The organism is Collinsella aerofaciens (assembly GCF_039752955.1).
In the GTDB taxonomy this organism is placed as follows: domain Bacteria; phylum Actinomycetota; class Coriobacteriia; order Coriobacteriales; family Coriobacteriaceae; genus Collinsella; species Collinsella aerofaciens_BI.
In genome coordinates this window covers 1-24,369 of the sequence record NZ_JBDMHB010000032.1, presented here as the reverse complement: position 1 = coordinate 24,369, position 24,369 = coordinate 1, and the positions used below count along the sequence as shown (strand labels likewise).

At 57.2% G+C, this 24,369-nt stretch carries 20 protein-coding genes; 6 read left to right on the top strand and 14 right to left on the bottom strand.

The window, feature by feature from the left end:
- Together rlmN and ABHR75_RS07470 are read left to right on the top strand one after the other, a co-directional pair.
- A partial coding sequence (gene rlmN, locus ABHR75_RS07475) for a 23S rRNA (adenine(2503)-C(2))-methyltransferase RlmN (protein ID WP_430392709.1) occupies positions 1-1,022 on the top strand: 1,022 nt, incomplete at its 5' end.
- A gap of 608 nt (positions 1,023-1,630) precedes the next feature.
- On the top strand, positions 1,631-2,836 hold the full coding sequence (locus ABHR75_RS07470) for an ATP-binding protein (RefSeq protein ID WP_346964006.1): 1,206 nt from the start codon (positions 1,631-1,633) through the stop codon (positions 2,834-2,836).
- A gap of 271 nt (positions 2,837-3,107) precedes the next feature.
- Here ABHR75_RS07470 and ABHR75_RS07465 read toward each other — a convergent pair whose 3' ends face one another.
- Positions 3,108-3,758, bottom strand: a complete 651-nt coding sequence (locus tag ABHR75_RS07465) for an HAD family hydrolase (RefSeq protein WP_346964005.1) — start codon at positions 3,756-3,758, stop codon at positions 3,108-3,110.
- A 173-nt stretch (positions 3,759-3,931) separates the two neighbouring features.
- Between ABHR75_RS07465 and larE the strand changes: the two genes are divergently transcribed.
- On the top strand, positions 3,932-4,810 hold the full coding sequence (gene larE, locus ABHR75_RS07460; protein ID WP_346964004.1) for an ATP-dependent sacrificial sulfur transferase LarE: 879 nt from the start codon (positions 3,932-3,934) through the stop codon (positions 4,808-4,810).
- Positions 4,811-5,034: 224 nt separating this feature from the next.
- Here larE and ABHR75_RS07455 read toward each other — a convergent pair whose 3' ends face one another.
- From ABHR75_RS07455 to ABHR75_RS07425, 7 genes are all read right to left on the bottom strand, one after another.
- Complete coding sequence (locus ABHR75_RS07455) at positions 5,035-6,729, bottom strand: ATP-binding protein (protein WP_346964003.1); 1,695 nt, start codon at positions 6,727-6,729, stop codon at positions 5,035-5,037.
- 403 nt (positions 6,730-7,132) lie between these two features.
- On the bottom strand, positions 7,133-7,585 hold the full coding sequence (locus ABHR75_RS07450) for a PTS sugar transporter subunit IIA (RefSeq protein WP_346964002.1): 453 nt from the start codon (positions 7,583-7,585) through the stop codon (positions 7,133-7,135).
- 12 nt (positions 7,586-7,597) lie between these two features.
- A complete protein-coding gene (locus tag ABHR75_RS07445) occupies positions 7,598-8,536 on the bottom strand; it encodes a transketolase family protein (RefSeq protein ID WP_346964001.1) in 939 nt (312 codons plus the stop codon).
- On the bottom strand, positions 8,536-9,366 hold the full coding sequence (locus ABHR75_RS07440; protein ID WP_346964000.1) for a transketolase: 831 nt from the start codon (positions 9,364-9,366) through the stop codon (positions 8,536-8,538). The genes ABHR75_RS07445 and ABHR75_RS07440 overlap by 1 nt, the downstream gene beginning before the upstream one ends.
- 63 nt (positions 9,367-9,429) lie before the next feature.
- Entirely contained in the window at positions 9,430-10,113 is a 684-nt protein-coding gene (gene fsa, locus ABHR75_RS07435) for a fructose-6-phosphate aldolase (protein ID WP_161162224.1), read from the bottom strand.
- Between the two features lie 124 nt (positions 10,114-10,237).
- The gene (locus ABHR75_RS07430) at positions 10,238-11,512 is read right to left on the bottom strand and encodes a class II D-tagatose-bisphosphate aldolase non-catalytic subunit (RefSeq protein ID WP_006235615.1); all 1,275 of its coding nucleotides are present in this window, start codon (positions 11,510-11,512) and stop codon (positions 10,238-10,240) included.
- 144 nt (positions 11,513-11,656) lie between these two features.
- Positions 11,657-13,129, bottom strand: coding sequence for a PTS fructose transporter subunit IIC (locus ABHR75_RS07425; protein ID WP_156599829.1), 1,473 nt, complete (start codon positions 13,127-13,129; stop codon positions 11,657-11,659).
- 415 nt (positions 13,130-13,544) lie between these two features.
- Between ABHR75_RS07425 and ABHR75_RS07420 the strand changes: the two genes are divergently transcribed.
- Both ABHR75_RS07420 and ABHR75_RS07415 read left to right on the top strand, forming a co-directional pair.
- Positions 13,545-14,555 (top strand): LacI family DNA-binding transcriptional regulator, encoded by a 1,011-nt coding sequence (locus ABHR75_RS07420; RefSeq protein ID WP_346963999.1) that lies wholly within the window; start codon positions 13,545-13,547, stop codon positions 14,553-14,555.
- Between the two features lie 130 nt (positions 14,556-14,685).
- Positions 14,686-15,663, top strand: a complete 978-nt coding sequence (locus ABHR75_RS07415) for a DNA/RNA non-specific endonuclease (protein WP_346963998.1) — start codon at positions 14,686-14,688, stop codon at positions 15,661-15,663.
- A 129-nt stretch (positions 15,664-15,792) separates the two neighbouring features.
- On the opposite strand, the gene ABHR75_RS07410 is transcribed toward ABHR75_RS07415, so the two are convergent.
- From ABHR75_RS07410 to ABHR75_RS07395, 4 genes are all read right to left on the bottom strand, one after another.
- Complete coding sequence (locus tag ABHR75_RS07410; RefSeq protein WP_346963997.1) at positions 15,793-17,868, bottom strand: elongation factor G; 2,076 nt, start codon at positions 17,866-17,868, stop codon at positions 15,793-15,795.
- 310 nt (positions 17,869-18,178) lie between these two features.
- The gene (locus ABHR75_RS07405) at positions 18,179-18,943 is read right to left on the bottom strand and encodes an amino acid ABC transporter ATP-binding protein (RefSeq protein ID WP_346963996.1); all 765 of its coding nucleotides are present in this window, start codon (positions 18,941-18,943) and stop codon (positions 18,179-18,181) included.
- The gene (locus ABHR75_RS07400) at positions 18,936-19,589 is read right to left on the bottom strand and encodes an amino acid ABC transporter permease (protein WP_006235606.1); all 654 of its coding nucleotides are present in this window, start codon (positions 19,587-19,589) and stop codon (positions 18,936-18,938) included. The genes ABHR75_RS07405 and ABHR75_RS07400 overlap by 8 nt, the downstream gene beginning before the upstream one ends.
- Positions 19,589-20,449: a transporter substrate-binding domain-containing protein gene (locus ABHR75_RS07395; protein ID WP_346963995.1), complete on the bottom strand. Its 861-nt coding sequence runs from the start codon at positions 20,447-20,449 to the stop codon at positions 19,589-19,591. The genes ABHR75_RS07400 and ABHR75_RS07395 overlap by 1 nt, the downstream gene beginning before the upstream one ends.
- A gap of 570 nt (positions 20,450-21,019) precedes the next feature.
- Between ABHR75_RS07395 and rlmD the strand changes: the two genes are divergently transcribed.
- The gene (gene rlmD / locus ABHR75_RS07390; protein ID WP_346963994.1) at positions 21,020-22,234 is read left to right on the top strand and encodes a 23S rRNA (uracil(1939)-C(5))-methyltransferase RlmD; all 1,215 of its coding nucleotides are present in this window, start codon (positions 21,020-21,022) and stop codon (positions 22,232-22,234) included.
- Positions 22,235-22,299: 65 nt separating this feature from the next.
- Here the strand turns inward: rlmD and ABHR75_RS07385 are convergent, their stop codons facing one another.
- Positions 22,300-23,121: a phosphatase gene (locus ABHR75_RS07385; RefSeq protein WP_055286222.1), complete on the bottom strand. Its 822-nt coding sequence runs from the start codon at positions 23,119-23,121 to the stop codon at positions 22,300-22,302.
- A gap of 165 nt (positions 23,122-23,286) precedes the next feature.
- A partial coding sequence (locus ABHR75_RS07380; RefSeq protein WP_346963993.1) for a pyridoxal phosphate-dependent aminotransferase occupies positions 23,287-24,369 on the bottom strand: 1,083 nt, incomplete at its 5' end.

Below are 24,369 nucleotides of genomic sequence, written 5' to 3'. Positions count from 1 at the left end.
CAACCGTATTCCAGATTCCAGGACGCCGGGCCGACTCACTTCGGATCGGGCGCTACACCAACTTTCTCGACATTACCCCATACGGATTTACTTACAAAGAAATGTCGGAAGTAATTGGAGAGGATAAAGCAAGAGCCTTATATACGGAATTATATAAACAGCCATTTCACAAAAAAAATCTATCAATATCAACAAAAAAAGTCTATAAAAGTAGCGATACTGAAAAGTATGTTTATGAATTGAAAGACAACAGGTATATCGAAACGGTTTTTATTAAACGGCGAGATGGTGGGACTGTTTGCGTAAGTACGCAAGTTGGTTGTTCTGTTGGCTGTATTTTTTGTGAGTCCGGACGCAATGGTTTTGTTCGTAATCTAACACCGTCTGAAATTGTGCAGCAGGTCATATTGATACGTCAAAAAGTAAATCGTATCGTTTTTATGGGAATGGGAGAACCTTTATTCAATTACGACAACTTGATTGCAGCAATCCATATTCTTCGAGATAGAAATGGACTTAACTTTCCAACCGACGGCATTACCGTATCAACAGTTGGTCCAGTTAATCAATTAAAAAAATTGCGCGAAGAACATCTAAAAATTCAGTTGACAATATCTTTACATGCAGCAACACAGGCTGCGAGAAACTGTATCATTCCTCATATGCACATGTACGCTATTGAAGATGTTGTTAAGCAAGCATTGTCCTATTCACAAAGGCATAATCGAAAAGTGGTATTTGCGTATTTACTTTTACCAGGTATAAATGACCGTTCCTCAGATATAAGGCAACTTGCAAAATGGTTTAAGGGCAAAAATGTTATGATTAACGTGCTGCAATACAACCCGACGAGTAATTCAAAAATTAGAGCACCACAAAAACAAGAAATGGTTGCGTTCAAACATCAATTAGAGCAAACAGGACTTGAAGTTACCATGAGAGTTTCTCATGGTAGAAAGATTAAAGCAGCTTGTGGACAATTAGCTAATACATATAATAAAGCCAAAAAACAACAAAAATAATTTAATTAAAAGAGCCAGACGCACAGACGCAGAGCCGATAATATGCAGTTTGAAATACTGCTGTTATCGGCTCTTTTTTGATTTTAATTTGTGCCCCAATAACCATATTGGAGCAAAATCAGAACTGTTGCTTGTCGTTCTTTGATTTCCGCAGCAGCTTTGAAAAATCAAAGCCGCCGTTTCTTTTTATTTTCTGATGAAATGACGCGGTATCACTGTTAAAAGCGGCGGCTAAAGGAGGTAGCCGCCATGAAGCACATACCCTATCGACAAAATCCGACGGTCATTGACTTATCAAAAAAAGCCCGACCACCGTCGGGAACCTCTCCACCCTTGAATATGAACTGTCTAATCATCTAAATACTACTTACAATACCTATACGCCTGTCCGGGCTTTTCGGACAGGCGTATTTTGCTGCTCAAAAAATTTTTTGAAAAAAATCCGAAAATCTTCGGCGTTTTTTTCAAAAGGCAGTATTGCCCCGCGAAAAGGGGGAAGCACCACCAACTTTCCAACGAGAAAGGGGGTGAGAATGTGGAACCTAATCGCAGGGAGTCATATAAATATTGATTTTGTTCCAATGTTTTCAGACCCAGGGAGAGGCTTTATGGATTTGATTGACCGCAAACAGTACCTCGACTGGCTCATTTCATGGAAAGACTCGCATGTTATCAAGGTCGTTTCGGGCGTGCGTAGGTCTGGCAAATCGAAGCTATTCGAGATTTACCATGGTCATTTGCGCGACCATGGAACCACAGATGCCCAGGTTATATCCCTCAACTTTGAAGATCTGGAGTTCGAGTCTCTTACGTCGTATAGAGCACTCTACGACTACGTTTCCGCCAGACTCGTCCCCGATAAGATGAACTATGTTTTTCTGGACGAGATACAGCATGTCGAGCACTTCGAAAAAGCCGTCGACAGCCTATTTATCAGGGATAATGTCGATCTCTACATAACCGGTTCCAACGCCTATCTGCTCTCGAGCGAGCTGGCAACCTTACTATCCGGTCGCTACGTAGAGCTCAAGATGCTGCCCCTCTCCTTTAAAGAGTTTTGCTCGGCAAAAACCAATGGCGGAAAGGCTCCTACCCAGCTGTTTGACGAGTACATCACCCGGGGCTCCTTTCCCTTTATCGCCGAAACGGGTATCCAGGGTCCCCAGGCGCGTGATTACCTTATGAGTCTCTACGACACCATAGTCATACGCGACGTTATCGAACGCTTGAAGGTCTCGGACGTCTCGACCCTGCGCGATATCACCAAGTTCCTACTCCATAACATCGGAAGCCGAACCTCGGTTAAAAAAATCTCCGACACGCTCTCGTCCAACGGCAACAAAACCGATCAGAAGACCGTCGCCAAGTACCTCAAAGGCTTAACAGACAGTCTCGTACTGTATTCAGCGCCGCGCTACAACGTACGCGGTCGACAGCTTCTAACAACAAACGGCAAATACTACGCCGTTGACCTTGGACTTAGAGGCGCTCTCGTCAAAACTCAGAGCAGCGACATCGGTCATATTCTCGAAAATGTCGTCTATCTCGAGCTTCTACGCCGCGGATACGACGTCTACGTGGGCGATATCGATGATGGGGAAATCGATTTTGTTGCCCTAGGCTCAGACGAGACGGCCTATTTTCAGGTTTCAGCCACCACACTCGACGAAACCACCCTCAACCGCGAGTTGGCCCCCTTTAAGAAAGTCCGAGACAACTATCCCAAGACGCTTCTTACGCTCGACACGCTATTTGCTGACGCAAACTACGAAGGAGTTCGCAAGCGCAACGTAATCGACTGGCTCTTGGAATAACTCGTAACGTCCAAAGCCCCGCCAACCTCTTGCCAAGGCGGCTGCCTCGATTATTTAAAGCACAAAGCCCCTCTTATCGGCCAAAACTGCAGTCTTGGTGAGATAAGAGGGGCTGGCCGTATCAGCGCTTCCGCGCGGGCGCCGCTGTCGTCACCGCTAGCGGCAGACAACGCCCACGGGCGCATTCGGGATCTTGGATATAGATGCGGACACCCAGCTAAGCGGTTGGCCACATCTTAAGAATGCTATTGAAATGGCTCAGGTGCAGAGTCTAGCGCACGGCCTTGACCGCCGCCGTCAGATCGAACAGCGTATCGAGCACGGCCTCGCAGCCGTCCGCCACGTCCTGCGGCAGCGGCACGATATCGGGGACGGCAAAGACGTGGCAGCCGGCCGTGATGCCCGAGACGCAGCCGTTGCGCGAATCCTCGACCACGGCGCATTCCTCGGGGACAAAGCCCGCGCGCTCGCAGGCGAGCAGATACATCTCGGGGTCGGGCTTGCCGTGCACGACGTCCTCGCCACACGTTACCGTTTCAAACCTGTCAAAGAGACCGACCATCTTAAGGTTGTGCTCGGCCGTGGTATGACGCGATGACGTCGCAAGGCCCACGTGATAGCCCGCGGCCAGCAGCTCGTCCAGGCACTCGGCGGCACCGGCCTTAAGTTCCAGTTCGGTCTTGACCATCTCGTCGCGAATCTCCTTGTGGCGACGATAGATCGCCTCAGCGGTTTCTCTGCTGCCGTAATGCGCCTCAAGGATGTCCATGACATCGGGCAGCGTGCGACCGATAAACTGATGGATCAGCGCATCATCAATCGCGAGCCCCAGCTCAGCAGCGGGCGCTTTCCATGCCTTGATGCCCAGACGCTCGGTATCGACCAGCGTTCCATCCATGTCAAAAATAACAGCCTTGATCATATCGGTCCCCCATCGACTCTCGCTGTCGCATTGCCGCAACTCTACCGCATTTGGCAACTTGTATATAACGTATATACCATATTGCGCTTTCATTACATAGGTAGAAATCTTATGACAAGCAGCTCGGTAGGATTATAGTTTTCGATCGAGTACATATTGGTAAGGAATGTTTCATGCTTTCAGACACCACCGCACCTGCAGAGGAGCTTCAGGACAAACTCGCAGCGCTCGAACAGCTGCTTTTGGCATACGGACGCGTCGCCATCGGCTTTTCCGGTGGCGTCGACAGCAGCTTTTTAGCCGCGGTCTGCGCCCGCATCATGCCGGCCAGCACGCTTCTCGTTCACCTCACCACGCCGCTCATCGGCACGCCTGAACAGGCTTCGTTTGAGCGGTCCGTTGACGGGCAAGCCAATGAGGAGCCGCATTTTAAGCTCCCTGTGCTCAATCTTTCGGTCGATCAGCTGCAGCTCCCCCAAGTAGCCTGCAACGATGCCAATCGCTGCTACCACTGTAAGCAGGCCGGCTTTACCGCCATCGTCAACCACGCCAAGTCGCTCGGCTTTTCCACCGTCATCGATGGCAGCAATGCAAGCGATCGCGGTGACTACCGCCCTGGCATGCGCGCCGCAGAAGAGCTCGGCGTACGCTCCCCTCTTATGGAGGTCGGCTTTACCAAGGACGAAGAGCGCGAGCTGTTGCGCGCATGGGGCTATCCCGTTTGGAACCTGCCGGCGGGAGCCTGTCTTGCCACGCGCGTCCCCACGGGCGAGGAGCTTACGCGCGAGAAGGTCGATTTAATCCGCGTCTGCGAGGACTACCTGCACGATCTCGACCTGGCGCAGGTACGCGCGCGCTTGGTCGGCGGCTGCATGCATATCGAGGCCGCGCCCGCAGATGTCGCCAAGATCGCCGCCGTCGGCGGCGCTGCCGTCGACGGCGAGGGCAAGACCCCGTTGCCCGCCGCCATCGAGTCCGCGCTGCGCGAGCTGGGCTGCGCCCACATCTCCCCCGAGGTCACCCCCTACATCCACGGCAACATGAACCAGTAGCGTATCCCGATAAGTTGCGGTGGAATAGTTCCCGTTTTGCGGCCTATCGGGCCAAAACAGGAACTATTCCACCGCAACTCCGTTTGGCGGGCATGGACCCGCAGACCTGCCAAAAAGGGACAGGTTTATTTTGGCAGGTTTTATCTGGGGAAACATCGCAAGACAATCGCCCCTCTAGCACCCGTCCAACTTCGAGAGACACTAGAGGGGCGACCCGGCCGCATCTACTTCTTCCGATAGCGGCGGTTGCGGCTCGTCGATGAACCCATTACTTCGATGAGCCCTTTATCCGCCATTTTTGGCAGATGGTAGCGGACGGACGAAATTCTGACCCCCGATGCAACCGCAATTTCTCGCGCCGTCATATCCACTTCGGCGCTGAGAGCCTCCAGGATCCTATCCGCCGTCGAAGCTGACGATCCTCTGTTCAAATCGATAATTTCAAACGTGTCTTTGCCGCATTTTGACAGGACATGTTTATCCACAAGGTCCCCGCAGATCAGGCGAATGTCATCCGAATCCCACTTTAGGGCCTCTCGTATTTTTTGAACATCGCATACGCACCCATGCTCCCGCATAAACATGAGCAGTGTTTCCTCGCGATCCGTCAGCTCGGTGCCCACATGGCTCTGAATCCACGTGCGGTTTTCAGCTAGCTCCGCCCCGTGCCGGGAAAGCAGCACCGTAAACGAATCGGCCTTAACGATAAATTTCGGCCTGCCAAGCGAACGAGACTCCATCTCGCGAATCATAGCCGGGATACCAGATCCTTGGCTTTCCGCAACGGCCCCCTCGGCATGCTCTAACGGCGTCGCCCCCATTAGGCTCATGAGCTTTGGGTTTCGGCAGCGCGATTCCCCGTCTGCAAGATTGTCCACCGTCTTTCCGCCCCAAAGCCCGCCAGGGTTTTTGATCTCTATTCTGTCTGGATAGATATCGACACTCACGGCCTGCCCCACAAACATGGGTGAATATTCTCGATGGATGCAGGCATTTGCCAAGGCCTCGCGCAAAACCTCCTGGGGAACTTCCCAATCATCCCTTCTGCCAGCGCCTTGCACTATCGCCGCTTTGCGCAAGTTTCGTCCAATCGCGGCAAGGGCATCTTCGATGCAAGCCGGAATCGGGCCATCGCACAACTGGCGGTCAATAAACCGGGGCTGCCCGGGTGCAGATTTTTCCACATCGGAATGAACGGCGACATCGATCATGAGTTTGGGATAGAACTGCTGGGGGTAAATTCCCGCCGAAAGAAGCCCCGCGAGCTTCACCGCACCATCCTTTGTAGTGATATTGAGTCTGACCAGCTGCTTTTCCAGCGTATCGGCCCCGCGCAAAACGCGGGGGGTCTGCAGCCGGCGATTTGCGATAATAGACCGCACGACATCTGGATCCAAATCCTCGACTGTTGCCTCCGAAACCACCGTGCCGTCTGCATCGCTCGGAAGCAACGCACTCTGCAGCTCATATAGCTCAGCGGGTGACATCTTGATATCTTTATCATCCACGCGCTTGTAGCTACCGTTCTGTACGCCGCGCGCGCCGATATAGCAAGGCTTCGCTTTAAGCTCAAGTTCAAAGATGCGCACCAGAAGCACCTGGAGCCCGTCGACCTCGCCTCGATCAAGCTCGTACCGCGGCGCATGGGTCACCACTGCTGCTGAGCCTCCGTCTCCGATACCCGAAACAAACTGATCGCGCACCCTATCGATAGCAAAGTTAGCCGAAGGAACAAATCCTTCGGCTTCGTTCAGGCCCAAAATAATGAGCCCACCCGCAGTGTTCGCAAAAGCGCTCACTGTCTCCCATACGTCTGCGCTCAATTTATTCGTGCAGGCTTTAACTTCTACCGATGCGTCATCAGTCCCTCGCCTGCGAAGGCGCTCAACGATAAGGCCAAGAGGTTCATCCAGCAGCATTGGCATTCCGTCTCTCTAAAACGGTAGATTTATCTCTCTAAAGTATAGTATATCTCTCTAACTTTAGAGAGATAAGCACCTTATTTTAGAGAGACATTTAGAGAGATGTATCGAATTCGCTGTTAGATTACCCAATGTTATCTCTTTAACTGGCTTTCTCTTTAGAGAGACATTTAGAGAGACGAGCGCAACCTCTCTAATCATGGGCCCTGCTCTTTAAGGTGCACACTTCCTAACCGCACCCTAAATTGCGGTGAAATAGCTCCCGATTAACCTGTCAAAAAGAGACAGGTTTATTTTGGCAGGTTTTATCTGGGGAAACACAAAAAGGGCCGCGACACCTCTATGGCATCGCGGCCCCTTTCCTTGAAGAAGGATCGATTAATGGAACGGAGAGCCCGTTCTAGCCCTCGAGTCCTGCGTTGATGAGCTCGGCAATCTCGACGGGATCGGTGCTCGCGCGCACCTTGTCGCGGAAACCGGCGTCCATCAACATCACGGCAGCCTTGGAAAGCAGACGCAGGTGCGTGGTTCCGGCTTCGCCGGCGGGCACGTACAGCGCAAGCGCGACATCGACAGGCACGCCATCAAAGCTCGGCCACTCAACAGGCTCGGACAGCTTGAGCACGGCCACGCCCGGCGTATGGATCGCATCGCTCTTGGCATGCGGAACGGCAAAACCGGCGACAAGGCCCGTCTCGGCCTCGTTCTCGCGAGCGATAAAGGCAGCCTCGACAGCAGAAGCATCATCGGCAAAGCCAAGCTCAACAGCCTGCTCAGACAGATAATGCAACGCGCCCTCGCGCGAGGCGGCGGCGTAGCCAATCTTCACTTGGTTGGCAGATACAAATCCCATGGAAAGCCCTCCCTACAACACGGACCTGACCGCAGCTTCGATGCCGTCGGCGCCCAAACCGTACTTGTGCAGCAAATCGACCGCAGGGCCGGACTCGCCATACACATCGCGCACGCCGACGCGTCGCATCGGCACCGGATGCTGTTCCGCGAGCACCGAGGCCACGGCCTCGCCAAGACCGCCGATAATCGAATGCTCCTCGGCGGTGACCACACGACCAGTCTTCTTGGCGCTGGCAACCACCAGGCGCTCATCAAGCGGCTTGATCGTGTGCATGTTGATGACCTCGGCATCGATACCATCGGCAGCGAGCGCCTCGGCAGCCTCAAGCGCCTCGGCGACCATAAGGCCACAAGCGATGATGGTCACATCGGACCCCTCGCGCACGACCACGCCGCGACCAATCTTGAACTCATAGTCCTCGCGATCGTTGATGACCGGTGTTGCCAGGCGGCCGAAGCGCATGTAGACCGGTCCCTCAAACTCATAGGCGGCGCGCACGCAAGCGCGAGCCTCGATGTCATCGGCGGGAACGATCACCGTCATACCCGGGATCGTGCGCATGAGCGCGATGTCCTCGCAGCACTGATGCGTGGCACCGTCTTCACCGACCGAGATACCCGCATGCGTGGCACCGATTTTGACGTTGAGGTGCGGATAGCCGATGGAATTACGCACTTGTTCGTACGCGCGGCCGGCGGCGAACATGGCAAAGGTGCTCGCAAAGGCGACGTGGCCCGTGGTCGCAATGCCGGCGGCGAGCCCCATCAAGTTGCTCTCGGCAATGCCGGCGTCGTAGAAGCGCTCAGGGTGCGCAGCCTTAAACTTACCGGTCTGCGTTGCGGCGGCCAGGTCGGCATCGAGAACCACAAAGTCATCGCGCTCATTGCCCAGCTCGACAAGTGCCTCGCCATAGCTAACGCGCGTGGCGACTTTCTTGACGTCTGCCATTAGAGCTCCTCCCCTGCTGCTGCGAGCTCGGCCATGGCCTGCTCAAACTGTTCATCGTTGGGCGCCTTGCCGTGCCAGCCCACCTGGTTTTCCATAAAGGAGACGCCCTTGCCCTTCACCGTCTCGGCGATAATGGCCACGGGCGAGTCGCTCACTTTGCGGGCCTCGGCAAAGGCGGCGGCAATCTGCGCCATGTCGTTACCGTCGGCGAGCTCGATCACATGCCACTTAAAGGCGCGGAACTTGTCGGCAAGCGGCATAGCCGAGTTAACTTCGTCGATACTGCCGTCAATCTGCAAGCCGTTGTGGTCGACGACGGCAACAAGATTGTCGAGCGCATGGTTGCCGGCAAACATGGCCGCCTCCCACACCTGGCCTTCCTCGCACTCACCGTCGCCCAGCAACGTGTAGACGCGGTAGCTGTCGCCCCAGTGCTTAGCGGCAAGCGCCATTCCAACTGCAGCAGAGATGCCCTGACCGAGCGAGCCGGTGGACATATCGATGCCCGGGGTGTCGTTCATGTTGGGATGGCCCTGCAGTCGGCTGCCAATATGGCGGAGCGTCTCGAGCTCTTCGACGGGAAAATAGCCGCGATGTGCCAACACCGAATACAGGCCCGGCGCCGCGTGACCCTTGGAGAGCACAAAGCGATCGCGATCGGCCTTGTGAGGGTCGGCAGGATCGATATTCATTTCCTCAAAGTACAGATACGTCATGATGTCGGCAGCACCGAGCGATCCACCCGGATGTCCCGACTTGGCCGCGTGAACCGCAGTCACGACACCCTTCCTGACCTCATTGGCGACCTTCGCCAGCTCCTGGTTGGTCATACGAATTCCTCTCTTGAGAACAACCCCGGCACCGGATGACGCGATGCCGGGGCAATCCACTCGTTAAGCCTGAGCGACGACCTTCTGCCAGTCAGCCTCGAACGAGGCAAGGCCCTGGTCGGTCAGCGGGTGATGCAGGCACTTCTTGAGAGCGGCCATAGGCACGGTCGCGATGTCGGCGCCAAGAAGAGCCGCCTGGGTCACGTGGTTGGGCGTGCGGACCGAAGCAGTGATGATCTCAACGGTGTCGTCGACGTTCTTGCCGGTCCAGTCATAGTTCTTGATGCAGGTCACAACGTTGTCGAGCTGCGAAATACCATCCTCGGCGATGTCGTCGAAGCGTCCCACAAACGGGCTGATGTAGCGGGCGCCGGCGTTGGCGGCCATAAGGGCCTGGGTCGGCGAGAAAACAAGCGTCATGTTGACACGCACGCCCGCATCGGCCAGGGCGCGACAGGCGGCGAGGCCGGCCTCGCACACGGGAAGCTTAACCACGATGTTGGGAGCCAGAGCGGCAAGACGATTGCCCTCCTCGATCATGCCCTCAGCCGTGGTGGCGGTAGACTCGGCGGACACGGGCAGTCCCTCGCAGAGCTCGGCAATCTTGAGCATATGGGGCTCAAAGTCGGCGAGCTTACCGCCAGTCTTGGCGTACAGGGACGGATTGGTGGTAACACCGGCCAGGCAGCCCCAGCTCTTGGCCTCGGCAATCTCGTCAAGGTTGGCGGTATCGATAAAGAACTTCATGGTGCAAACTCCTTCTAAGGAATCCAAAACTCAAAAATAGGACAAAGGGGATGTCCCTTTGTCCTATGTGCCGGGCCCGCAGCTGGGACATGCCCCGGGCCCGGCGTCGTGTAGGAAAAACTACCTAGTCCTCGAGAGCCTTCTCGATGCGGCTCGTGACGCCCTTGAGGTTAAGACCGACGACGTACTGCTTGATCGGGCGCTTGATGTGCTCGATCACAAAGCGCTTGCCGTCGATGTCCTGGGCAGCGAGGTTGCGGTAGAGCTTCTCGACCTGCTCCTTGACCTCGGGGTCGTTGAAGGCGTAGTGACCGGAGACATCCAGAATCTTCAGGCTGAGCTCGTCGTCTGCCAGGATGTCATCAACCTGCAGGTTAACGTCATCGCCGGTCATCCACTTGCGCCAGCGCTCGGTCTTGATAGCCTTGACCAACAACGTGTGGTACAGGTCGGAAGGATCGTCGCACAGGCCGTTGTCGACCAGGATCTGCTCGGTAGCGCAGAGCTTGAGGTAAGCGCGGGTCTCCTCGGTGCCGTACTGAGGGGCGACATTGGAGGCCGTCACGTGAGCCGGGATGTGCTCGAGCAGCGTCGCGTCGTCCAGGTAGTCGGCGTTGTGCTCCTTCAGGCCCACGCCGTAGCGCTTGGCCATGTCGGCGAGCTCGCGGGCATTCTTAAAGTTGTAATGACCGACCTGCTCGGTCCAACGGGTGAGCGTACCGGTCTGACCGACGATAAAGGTGGGCATGGGGCAGCCGCGCTTCTCGAGCTCGGGCTGCAGCTGAGAAATGAACTCCTCGTACTTGTCGGTAGAGGTCAGGCCGCCATTGGTCTCCTCGGTACCGACCTCATAGGCAACCTCGGGCAGGTTATGCTCGCGACGGTACTGCTCAAGGTAGTCGATAAGATCGATCGTGCGGCGAAGCACCACGTCGAGCGGAATAACCTTGCCGATCTGATAGGGGTCCTTGGTGGGGTCGACCATCAGCAGGTCAAAGCCCGCCTCCATGTCGGCGACGAATGACTTGCGAGCGAGCTCCATGGCCTCGTCCTCGGGCAGGTGGGCGTTACGCTCCTCGTCGCGCTGCCACGGGCCGCCGTGATCGCGGCACAGGTAGTACGGACCGGTGTAACCCACCTCGTCGGCAACCTTCTTGATGTCGGCGGCAAAGCGCGTCTGGTCCCAACCGTTGACGTAGCCGGCGCCCATCTCGTCCATATCGACCTGGTTGCGGCTGGCGATAAACATGGGTGGGAAATCCTCGTCCTTGGCAAGCTCGAACACGGCCTGAATCAGGTTGGGGCTCATGGGGCCAATGCCGACCATGGTTGCGTGATCGCCGCTATCCTGTAGCTTGAGCATGCCCTGAACGGCCTGGCGGATGGTGAGGTTGGACATTTTGTTCTCCTTCTCCAGAGGATTTTTGACAAAAGTTCCCTGGGACCCAGATGTGGGCCCTATCAGTACGGATGGATTTTGTTGTGTAGGGGCGGTTGTGCGGAGTCAAATCCATCCCTCCGCACAACCGGAGTCCTTAAAGGTTTACTTGGCCTGCTTATCGAGCGTGGGCTTCATGGCAATCAGGATTGCAGCGGCGACCAAGGAGCCAATCACGATGTCCAGGCAGAACAGCGCGACGTTGTTGGTGGCCAGGGCGACGATAAAGCCACCATGCGGAACGTAGCAATCGATGCCCTGGAAGGCGGCAAGCGCCGCGCCCACGGCAGAGCCGATGCAGATGCCGGGCAGGGTGTGGCCAAGATCCTTGACCGCGAAGGGGATAGCGCCCTCGGTAATGCCGATGCAGCCCATGAACAGCGCGGAGATGCCCATCTGACGGTCAGCGTCATCGAACTTGTTCTTGGCGATGAGCGCGGCGAGACCACAGGCGATCGGGGGAATGGCGACGGCGACGCGGAACATACCGTTGGGGCCGTAGATACCGGAGGCCATGATGGCCATGGTAAAGGTCGAAGCGGTCTTGTTGATAGGGCCACCCATATCGAAGGCGGTCATAACACCAATGACCAGGCCCAGGACAACGGCGGAGCCGCCCTGCAAGCTACCGAGCACGCTGGTGAGCCAATCCATCACAAAGCCAAGCGGCGTGGCCAGGATGTAGATGTAGGCCATACCCAGGACGAGAGAGGTCAGAATCGGGATGATCAAGATCGGCATGATGGTCTGAATGGTGTTGTTGACCTTCCAGGTCTTCATCCAGCGGACAAAGTAGCCGCAGATAACCGCCATGATCATGGCACCCAAGAAGCCGGTCGAAACGCTGTTGCCGCTCGGGGTGACGACGGCGTTGTTAACCAAGTAGCCCAGGACGAAGCCAGGGGCAAGCGCGGGCTTGCCGGCCATCGAGTAGGAGATGTATGCCGCAAGCACCGGAATCATCATAGAGATGCCGGCCATGCCGATGGTGTTAAGGCTCACCATCAACGGGTTGGTGACCTCCATGCCGCTAGCACCGGCAGTACCGGACGCCAACGAAAAGGCAAGGAACACGCCACCGATAACGACGATGGGGATAAAATAGGAAACGCCGGTATTGAACGCATTGAGCAGCGTCTTGCCAGGATCGGCAAAGATGGACTGCTTGGACGCCGGTGTCGGGGCCTGCGGGGCAGCGGAGACGGCCTTCTTCTCTGCCTTGGCCTCGGCCTTGGGCGCGTAAACTGCGCCACCCGTCGCCTTAATGGTCTCAACGGCCTGGTCGATAATCTTGACCGGATCGGCGATCACATCGGAAGTACCGACCTTGAGGAACTTGCCCTCGGCCATCTTCTGCTCAAAACGATCCTCGTTCTCGACACCCACGTCGACGGACTCGAGCACCAGGTCGGCGGAATCCACGTCTTCCTGCGTCAGCTCGTTCTCGATACCCAGACCACCCTGAGCCTCGACTTTGCACTCGATGCCACGGGCGGCGCATTCATCCTGAATCGCCTTCTGGGCCATATACGTGTGGGCGATACCCACGGTACAGGCGGCAACGCCTACGATCTTCATTGCTTCCCTCTTTTCATAGAGTTGCGTGCGCAAGACACCGTTTGCGGAGGCCTCCGGAGCATCCCCTGCCGTTTGGACTTGCTGTCTTTTCGACAAGACCAATATATGGTGCTGGCATTGATAAAACCAGCTCAATTCGGTAAACGCGCAGGTCAGGGCATTAGTTATGCGATTTAGTTATGCGTTTAACCAAAAATGAATCCTGCGATTTTACCCTCGATTTCAAAAGTCAAGAAGTATTTGATTTTCTCGGTAGACGGCAGATGCGCATGCCGGTCACAAATTTCGACCCCACCCGTATACCGCATTTGTTGCATACTCATATGAAAGGAAAAAGTCGCTCACCGAAGCGCATCCCTCACCAAGACTCAAAGTCATCATGTTGGAAAATGCTCATCTGTCGGAAGGAGTCGCTGTGGCAAAACAGCGCGTTACGATCGCAGACGTCGCTCGAGAGGCGGGAACCTCGACGGCAAGCGTCTCGTATTACCTCAACGACAAACGAGAAAAGCTTAGCGAGAAGACGCAGGCAAAGATTGCGCGCGTCATCAAGGAACTCGGATACGTTCCCAACGCCCAAGCGCAAACGCTCACCGGCAAGCAGACCCACGTCATCGCCATCATCATTTTGGATAACACCAACAAGTGGGCGGGCCTCGTCCTCAACGGCATGGAACAAGTCATGCTCCCCGCGGGCTACCAGACGGTCGTTTGCACCAGCAATTTCGACCCCGAGACCGAGCTCATATATGTCGACAAAATGCTCTCGCTGGGCGTCGATGGTTTTATCATCCAGCCCACGGCAAATTTCAAGGCCGTCCACGACCGCATCAAGCGCGCCGGCAAGCCCGTCGTCTTTTTTGACGCGGCCATCTACAGCCCAGGCACCAGCTGGATCAAAACCAACCTCTACGACGGCGTATACAATGCCACGCAGGCGCTTCTCGATGCCGGCTACGAGGACTTTTTCTCCATTGCCGCCAATATGACCGAAATGCGCACCCGCATGGAACGTTTTCAGGGATATGCCGAGGCATTGGCCGCGAATGGGCAGCTCTACAAAGCCATTCCCATCGATCACAACAAGCCGTCAATCAGCGAGCTCACCGAATACTTTAAATACAAGCTCAACCCCGCCAAGCGAACCCTTATCTTCGTGCAAAATCAGTGGGCACTCCCCCGTGTCTACAAGGCCCTCCAGCCCATGGCCCATCTACTTCCGAAGCAAATCGGCCTTTTGGGACTCAACTGCGAAGACTGGACCAACCTCACCACGCCGACCGTCTCCACGATCATCGAGCCCGTCGACCAGGAAGGTCGCGAAGCAGCCGAGATGCTGCTCGCCCTACTTGATGGCAGCAGCGAACCCGGTGAGCAGCGCATTCTCGAATGCAAACTCAATTGGCTCGGTTCCACCTCGATCTAGGCCATACGTCAAATATGAAGCAAATGAACCAGTAGCGTTTGTCCCAAATCTTAAGTATTTGTTCGACAGAACGGCCTCTGCCGGCTCCTGCTAGACTGGTAGATTCCCAACCGTCCATCCAGGAGCCGCAATGTCGCGCAAGTCCGCCTACAAGCAAGTACTTTCCATTGGCACCGCCGTGGTGCTGGGATTTGCGCTGTTCACAGGATCGATCGACGGAGCACCCAAGTTGTTGTCGCCGCAAAGCGATGAGCAGGCGACGGCTCTGGCGGAGAAGCAAAACGAGAATCCCAGCCGTACCGACGACGAGGCAGGCCTGGTTGCCCGGCTCGAATCGGGAACAGCGAGTTCCTCGGACTCCCAACACAGCCAGGACTCCGGCGATGGCTCCGAATCCGCCACGACCGGCACCGCTGACGATGTCTCTTCGAACGCCACCCCCATCGACGAGGTGGAAAACCCCGACCTCAACCGCGCCCGCGGTGTTTATCTCAGCAGCATTCCCGACTACGCCGGCAACCCCTACGTAGCCCTTCGCGCCGACAGCACGCACCCGCTGGGCACGCCGTCGTTCACGCTCGATGAATACGATCGTGCCACCGCAGAGGCCTGCTTTAAGAAATTCTCCAAGCTCGACATCCTTGGCCGCACCCGCAAGGCGCTCGCCTGCGTGGGCTCCGAATCGCTCGGTCAAGGCAAGCGCGGCGATATCTCGCGTATCCATCCTGCCGGTTGGCACCAGCAGCGCTACGACTTTATTCCGAGTCAGAGTCTCTACAACCGCTGTCACCTCATCGCCTGGTCACTCTGCGGCGAAAACGCCAACCGCAAGAATCTCCTCACCGGCACGCGCTATCTCAACGAGACGGGCATGCTGCCATTTGAAGAGCAGATCCTCGACTACATCCGCGACACGGGCAACCATGTGCTCTACCGCGTCACGCCCATGTACAACGAAGAGGAACTCGTCTGTCGCGGCGTGCGTCTTGAGGCGCAATCGGTTGAGGACCACGGTAAGACCCTGTGCTTCCACGTGTACTGCTACAACCTGCAGCCGCATGTGCAGATCGACTACGCCACCGGCCGCAATCAAGCCTCGGGGGACTAGGGCCGACCAAGCTGCCACAAAACCTAAAATGATCCGTTTTCCTCCGTCCCCAAGGGATCAAAAAGGGCCGCCCCGGATTACCCGGAGCGGCCCTTGCATCGGTATGCATGTTGCAGGCAAAACCGCACGTTACTTGGCGCGGCCCTCCTCATAGCGCTCGACCAGCTTGGCCTGAACGTCATAAGGAACCTGCTCATAGCCTGCGGGCTGCATGGTAAAGTCACCCGTGCCGCGCGTGATAGAGCGCAGGCGCGTCGAGTAATCCGTCAGCTCGGCCAGCGGCGCCTGGGCAATAACCACGGTATCGCCGCGATCATCGGTATCCATACCCGTCACGCGACCACGCGAGGCCGAGATGTCGCCCATCACGGCGCCGGCGTAGCTCTCGGGGATAGTCACCGTGATTTCCTCGATGGGCTCCAGCACCACCGGGTCGGCATCGGCGCATGCCTTGCGCAGGCCGATGCGAGCCGCCGCGCGAAACGCCATCTCGTTGGAGTCGACGCTGTGATACGAGCCGTCATACACAGCCACGCGAATGCCCGTAAGCGGGTAACCGGCAATGATGCCGTCCTTCATAGTCTCCTGGACGCCCTTGTCCACGGCGGGGATGAGCGAGCGCGGGATGCGGCCACCCACGACCTCGTCAACAAACTCATAACCATCGCTCGTGCCGTCGGGCCCAATGAGCGGCTCCACGCGCAGCCAGCAGTCGCCGTACTGGCCGGCGCCGCCGGTCTGCTTCTTGTGGCGACCCTGGGCGCTCGCCGTGCGGCGGATGGTCTCGCGATACGGAATGCGGATTGGAACGCTCTTTGCCGCAACCTTGGTGCGGTCCTCCAAACGGTTGAGCAGCACCGAAACCTGCGCCTCGCCCACCGCCGAGATGATGGTCTGCCCGGTCTCCTCGTCGCGGTCGATGCTCATGGTCGGATCGGCCTTGCAGGCTTTCTCGATAAACGTGTAGAGCTTCTCCTCGTCACCGCGGTTCTCGGCCTCGATGGCAATGCGGTACTGCGAGTTGGGGAACTTAAACGCCGCGGCCTCGACCTTGCCGGTAATCGAGAGCGTATCGCCCGTCTCGGCAGCCAGCTTAGGCGCCACGATGATGTCGCCGGCATAGGCGTGGCCGACCTCGGTCATGTCACGACCGCACATCACATACAGGTGAGCCAGACGCTCACCCTTGCGCGTACGTGCATTGATCAGCTCAAGGCCCGGCTCAAGCGTACCCGTCAGTACCTTGATAAAGCTGATGCGACCCTGCTGCGGGTCGGCCAGCGTCTTAAACACAAATGCCACCGGACGGTCATCGTCACTCGAAATCTTGAGCGAGTCACCGTCGATGAGCGGCATCTCGCCGTAGTCCGTTGGCGCCGGGAAGTACGTGGCGATGTCGTCCATCAGCGAGTTGACGCCCTGCTCCTTAATGCAATCGCCCGCAAAGACCGGCACAAAGATGCGCTCGGCGATCGCCTTCGACAGCAGGCCTTCAAGCTCCTCCTGCGTCAGCGTCTCCTCACCTTCCAAGTACTTCATCATCAGCTCGTCGTCGGCCTCGGCCACCAACTCGCACAGATGGTCATGGGCCTCCTCGGCCTGGGCACGATACTCCTCGGGAATCTCCGACTCAACGGCTTCGGTGCCGTTGCAATGGCGCGCCTTCATGCGCACCAGGTCGATGATGCCGTCAAAGTCCTCGCCCTCGCCCCAGCCCAGGGTCACGGCGCCCAAGCGTGTACCAAAGCGCTCCTGCAGCAGTTCCATGGTGGACGCAAAGCTGGCCTCGGGACGCGACAGGCGGTTTACGAACACCGCGCGCGCCAGGCGCAGATCCTCGGCGGCGTACCAAAGCTTAACCGTCGTCGGCTGCGGGCCGGCCTCGGCGTCGACCACGAACAGCGCCGTCTCGCAGACGCTCATCGCGGCAAAGGCGTCGCCGATAAAATCGGGGTAACACGGGGCATCGAGCACATTGATGCGCGCGCCCTTCCAGTCGATCGGTGCAATGGTCGTCGAGATGGAAAATGCACGCTTGACCTCTTCGGGGTCATAGTCGAGCGTGGGCTTGGTGCCGTCGTGGCCGCCCAGGCGGGCGGTCTTGCCAGAAAGGTGGAGCATGGCCTCGGCGAGTGAAGTCTTGCCCACCCCGCCTTGGCCTACGAGCACCACGTTCCTTACATTGCCGGTCTTGGGAGCACCCATGATGACCTCCTTGCAGGGCCGCGCGCATTGCGCGACGCCAACGGGGAGAGTTCGCGGTCGGTGCCATCCCGGGAGCAGCATGGTCGGCAGCCGAGCCGACTCACCCTCCAAATGTCCTATGCCACCACCCTACCCTCACGGGCGACCGTCCATGCACACCTTTCGGCACACGTATGAATACAGGCGGCGAGAGGAAGAGACAAGCTTGTGAGGCGATTATTGAACCCCGCCGATGCAAACAAAAAGCCGCCACAGACCGTAAGACCTGCGGCGGCTTCGCCTCAATTAATAGTTGAGCAAATACCTGAGCCTATCCCTCGATACGGCTCAAGAACTCACGGGTACGTTGCTCACGCGGGTGATTGATAACCTGCTCGGCCGGACCCTCCTCGACAATGCGGCCTCCGTCCATAAAGACCACGCGATCGGCAACATCGCGCGCAAACTGCATCGCGTGGGTCACGATCACCATCGTCATATTCTGCGCGGCAAGGTCTTTAATGACACGCAGCACCTCGGCCGTTAGCTCGGGATCGAGCGCCGAGGTCGGCTCGTCAAAGAACAAGATTTCCGGGTCGAGCGCCAAGGCGCGGGCAATACTCACGCGCTGTTGCTGACCGCCCGAAAGCTCACACGGAACCTTGTTCTCGTTGCCCACAAGCCCCATCTGAGCAATCAATTCATGCGCACGAGCTTCCGCCTGCTCGCGCGGGCGCTTAAGAACGCGGATCGGCGCATCGGTGATGTTTTTCATCACGGTATAGTGCGGGAACAGATTGTAGTTCTGAAACACCAGGCCAAATCGCGAGCGCGCCTGCCTGGGCACATCGCCCTTCGCATAGACCGCGCCCGAACCCGCATCCGTCGCAACGGCAAGGTCGCCAAACGAGAGCGAGCCTCCGTCGAGCGTCTCGAGCAGCGTGGCACACCGCAGCAGCGTGGACTTGCCGCCACCCGAAGGCCCGATAATCGCCACGACCTCTCCACGCTTTACCTCGAGCGAGATATCCTTGAGCACCTCATTGCCGCCAAACGCCTTGCGAGCGTTCGATATATTCATTACCGAATTAATCATGGTAGTAATCCAATTTTTTCTCGGCGGCGCCCAGCAGCATCTCGACAACGAAATTAAAGACCCAGTAAATCAGCGCCGCAATCGCAAACGGCACCATGCTCACCTGCGAGGCGACCAGCGCCTTGGCCGTCGAGAACATCTCACCCACGCCAATGGCAAACGCCAGCGACGTGTCCTTGACCAGCGTGATGATCTCGTTGCCCATCGCCGGCAGAATACGCTTGGCGACCTGCGGCATCACGATATACAGAAACGTCTGCACGCGCGAATAGCCCAGCACCTCGGCAGCCTCGTATTGACCGCGCGGAATGGACTGCAAGCCCGAGCGATAGATCTCGGCAAAGTAACCGGCGTAGTTGATGATGAACGCCACGACGCACGCCGTCCACTTGGAATCGGGCGTGAGCGAAATGCCAAACACGTAATACGGGGCAAAGTAGATGGCAAACATCTGCAGCATGAGCGGCGTGCCGCGCATGACCGAGATATAGATGCGCGCAATCCAGCGAAGCGGCGCGATTTTGCTCATGCGCATAAACGCCACGGGAATTCCCAGCGGAATCGACCCGAGCAGCGTCAACACAAACAGCTGCAAACTGACCAAGAACCCCTGGCCAAGCATCTGCATCATGACCTGAATAGACATTACTTGAGCACCCAATTATCGAAAGACAAACCATAGCTTGAATATTTATCGCAGAGGTCCTTGACCGTGCCGTCCTCGTAGAGCACCTTGAGCGACTCGGCTACAGCATCGGCCGACTTGGTGTCGCCCTTCTTAAAGCCAACGGCGTAGTGCTCGCTGGACAGCGGCTCATCAAGCTGCGTATAGGCATCGGGCTTGGCGGCAAGCTGATACTGGGCAATCGAAAGGTCGCACGCCACGGCATCGACCGCGCCGCTCTCGAGCTGCATAAAGGCCGTGTTGTACTCGCCGATCGTGTCGAGCGTGGCAAACGTCGCTGCCAGATCCTTCTGGTCACCCTCAAGCACGTCCTGCGCAGCGGAATCAGTCTGGGTAATCACAGTCTTGCCGGCAAGATCGTCCCAGCCCTTGATGCCCGCATCCTTCTTGACCACCAGCACCTGCTCGTTGAGCATGTACGGCTCGGAGAACGTGTAGTCGTCCTCACGGCCCTCCATGGTAAAGCCGTTCCAGATGCAGTTGATGGCGCCCGAGTTAAGCAGCGTATCCTTGGCGTCCCAGTCGATGGCCTCGTATTTGACCTCCCAGCCCTGCTTATCGGCAACAGCCTTGGCCAGATCGAGATCAAAGCCGGTGTACTCGCCATCGTCGCCCACAAAGCCGTACGGAGGATAGGACTTATCGAAGCCCACCACGAGCTTCTTGGACTCCGCAGCACCCTTCACATCCTTGGCCGCGGCAGAGCCAGCAGCGGAGCCCTTGCCGGCACCACCGCCGCAACCGACAAGACCAAGGCCAAGCACCGTGGCGAGCGAGCCGGCTAGACCAACAAACTGACGACGAGACATATCGGTGTTCATGGTATTCCCCCTTGATGGCACTTTAGTTAGATAAAGTGAGTCATGTAACGTTCAGAATCATACACTTTAGCGTGATAGAGCACAAGGGAGGGGTTGCCCGCTGGGCTCCGGGGCGGGGGTTAAGTTTCCTGCTCTACAGTCCTGCTCACGACGGAGGCCACATTAAGTGGCCTCCTGTTCGTGCGGAACTCGCGATAAACTTAACCCCCGCCCCGGAGCCCAGCGGGCAATCATCGTTGTACCTATCACTGATACCAATAAACCGCTTGCATATCGTCTGTTGGCTTGGCACGGTACAATGCTTGTAGCTTTAAATTAATAAATTAGTGGGGTTAATTCATGGCAGAATCTCGTGCGGAGCGTAAGGCTCGTCGTGCTTTGATCGAAGCAGCTGAGGGGTCGGAGGAGAAATCTTCTACGAAATCCAAGTCTTCTAAAGCTGCAAAAAGCAAATCGGCCAAGAGCAGGGCTAAGACCAAGCGTTCTGACTCTCGTCGAGGCGGAGACAAAGCGTCTCAGACTCGCTCCAAGCGTCCGCATAAAGATCCGGTTTCGTCTGCGCGTAAGGCTGTGGATCCCAAGTCTCCCTGTTCCATCATGAGAGCTTGTGGCGGATGCACGGCGCTCAATCGTCCTTATAAGAAGCAGTTGGCAGCCAAGCAGGCCGCCATGGAGGAGCTTTTTGCTACCCTTTGCGAGCGCGAGGGCATTAGCGTCGACCCCATTCGCGGTATGGGCGTCACCCTGGGCGACCCGGGCAAATATCCTGCGCCGCGCGGTTTTCGCCATAAGGCCGCCACTCCCTTTGCTCCCGGTAAGGAGGGTGCTGTCCGTTGCGGTTTCTTTGAGCGCGGCACGCACAAGATCGTTGCCGTACCCGAGTGTCCTGTCGAGGCACCGGGTGCCCGTCAGATTCTCAACGGCATCGCACGCGAAGCTGAGCGGCTGCATATTCCCGCCTTTAATGAGGACAAGCATCTTGGTTTGCTTCGCTATGCCGTCGTCCGCTGCGGTTGGCGTACCGACCAGGTCATGGTTACGCTCGTGACCGCTCAGCGCGACTTGCCGCATGCGCAGGAGTTCTTTGAGGCTGTCGCCGCACTCAATCCGCACATCGTCACCGTCGCCCAAAACATCAACGGACGTCCCGGCAACGCCATCCTCGGCGAGGAAACCCGCATTGTATATGGCGCCGAGTGCATGCGCGACCAGCTGCTCGGCTGCGAGTTCGATATCTCCCCCACCGCGTTCTACCAGACCAACCCGCAGCAGACCGAGCTGCTCTATCAGCTCGCGATTGACGGCATGGACCTGCAGCAGGGCGACGTACTCATGGATGCCTATTGCGGTAGTGGAACTATCGGCCTGTGCGCAGCCAAAGCCGCCCAGGACAAGGGCGTCGGTATTATGCTGCTTGGCGTGGAGCGCAACCACGCCGGCATTGCCGACGCACGTCGTAATGCCGAGCTCAACGGCCTCACCCGCAGCGCTTGGTTTATGGCCGACGATGCCACCGATTACATCCTGGATGCCGCCGATAACAACGAGCGGGTCGATGTCCTTTCCATCGATCCGCCGCGCGCCGGCTCTACCCCCGAGTTCCTCGAAGCTGCCTGCGCGCTTAAGCCGCGCCGCATCACCTATATCAGCTGCAACCCCGTGACTCAAGAGCGCGACCTGCATCAGCTCCTCGACGGAGGCTATCGCCTGCTCAAGATCACGCCCGTCGACATGTTCCCTCACACCGACCACACCGAAACCGTAGCGGTCCTCGAACGCCGCTAATCCACCGGCACAAGAAAGGGGGCGACCCGCCTGGGCCGCCCCCTTCGCTTGGTTTATAAACTCCGCTACATCCCATTGCGCAGATCGCACACGCCGGCTGCCGCCATCTCGCGCAGCAGCGTCTCGCGATCGCGCGTCACGATCAGATCCAACGGGAAGTGAATCTCGTCGAGCATCTTGCGAGCGTAATCGAGCTTACCAATTGCCATGCCAATGTGCGCATCGGTCGAAACGCCAATGCCCACGCCCAGCTCGGCGCAGCGCTCGGCGATCTTGCGGCATACGGCCCAATGCTCAGTGTCGACACCGTGTTCAAGACTATGGTTGTTGATCTCAATAATCTTGTGCTTGGCCTTAGCTGCCAACAGCACCTCGTCGATATCGAACGGCACGCCCGAACGCCCCGTGTGGCCCAGCATGAACACCTTGGGGTGCTCCAGGGCATTGATATACATCTCGGTCGTCTGGGCCAGCGTCGCGCCCTCAGCAATCTGCGGATTATGCACGCTTGCAACCAAATAATCCAAATTACGCGTAACCAAATCGAACAGTGAATGCTGACGGCTGTACGAATCGCCGGCGATATCGAGCGTGACAGGAGTGTCCTCGCCAAACAGGCTTCCGTCCAGCGAAACGATATCGGCCTCGGCACCACGCAGCACCAGCACGCCGCTCCAAATGCGCGGCCAGATATCCTGGTTGATAAAGAACTGGTAACTGCGCAGGTCATTGGGGCAAGCCGTAACCATAGAGCTCAAATGGTCGGCAGATCCGAGCACCTGCAGACCACGCTCTGCCGCCCAGTACACATTCTCCTCAATGGTCGAATATGCATGCGCAGAGAACATCGTATGGGTATGAATGTCACAAGAAAGCAGGTAGGGCATCAGGTCTCCTTATCTGGCACGGCCGTCGCTTATATTCATTGTACGCATAGCCTTCGATAGTCGTAAAACCACTCCATCCCAAAGACACAACGTCCATGACAACGGGGTCCGGCTTAACACCAAACCCCGTTTCACGTAAAACATTGTAGGCAGAGCGCTTTACTTTTAACGATACTCGTCCGCCAACTGTTTCCAAGCGGGTAGCGAATTGACAATCGTTTCGTAGCTCACGCAATAGCCCAGGCGGAACCAACCCGGCATACCAAAGCTGTCCGAGGGAACCGCAAGCAACTCATACTTCTTTGCGCGCTCGCAAAACGCATTCGCATCGGACTCCAACGCTTTCACCCATAGGTAGAACGCGCCATCCGGCTCAACATAGGTGTAGCCATACTCCGCTAGTGCGTCGGTAAGCGCGGTGCGGTTACGTGCATAGGCCTCAACGTCACTCGGCTCATCGATGCAGTCGATAATTACGCGCTGAAAGAGCGCCGGCGCGCACACGAAGCCCAGCGTACGGGCAGCACCCGCAACAGCCGGCATCAGACGGGCAGCCTGCGGATTGGTGTTGGGAACCAAGATCCAACCAACGCGCTCACCAGGCAGCGACAGCGACTTGGAATACGAGTAGCACACGATGGTGTGCTCGTAGATCGAGGGCACCCAAGGCACCTCGGCACCGTACACGATCTCGCGGTACGGCTCATCCGAGATGAGCATAATCGGATTCTCGGAATCGCGCTGAGCGTTGGCCTCGCGCAGAACATTGGCCAGTCGCGTCAACGTGTCGCATGTATATACGGCACCGGTCGGATTGTTGGGAGAGTCGATGATGACGGCCGCCGTCTTATCGCTGATCGCCTTGAGCACGTTGTCCACGCTCAGCTGGAACGTATCTTCATCGGCGAGCGCCTCAACACACGTACAGCCGGCCTTCTCAATCCAAACGCGATACTCCGGAAAGTACGGGGCGATAACAATAACCTCGTCGCCCGGATTCGTAACGGCGTTGAGCGCGCAGGTGAGCGAAGCCGCGGCACCCACCGTCATAAAGACGTCTTTGCCCTCATAGCTCGTGCCAAAGCGGCGGTTGAGCGATTCGGCGACGGCTGCTCGACATTGCGGCAGGCCCGGAGCGGGGGTGTAGCCGTGCAACTGGTCACTCGGCAGCTCCAGGGCCTTCTTAATCGACTCAGCCACAGCAGCGGGCGCCGGAACGCTCGGATTGCCCAGCGAAAAATCGAATAC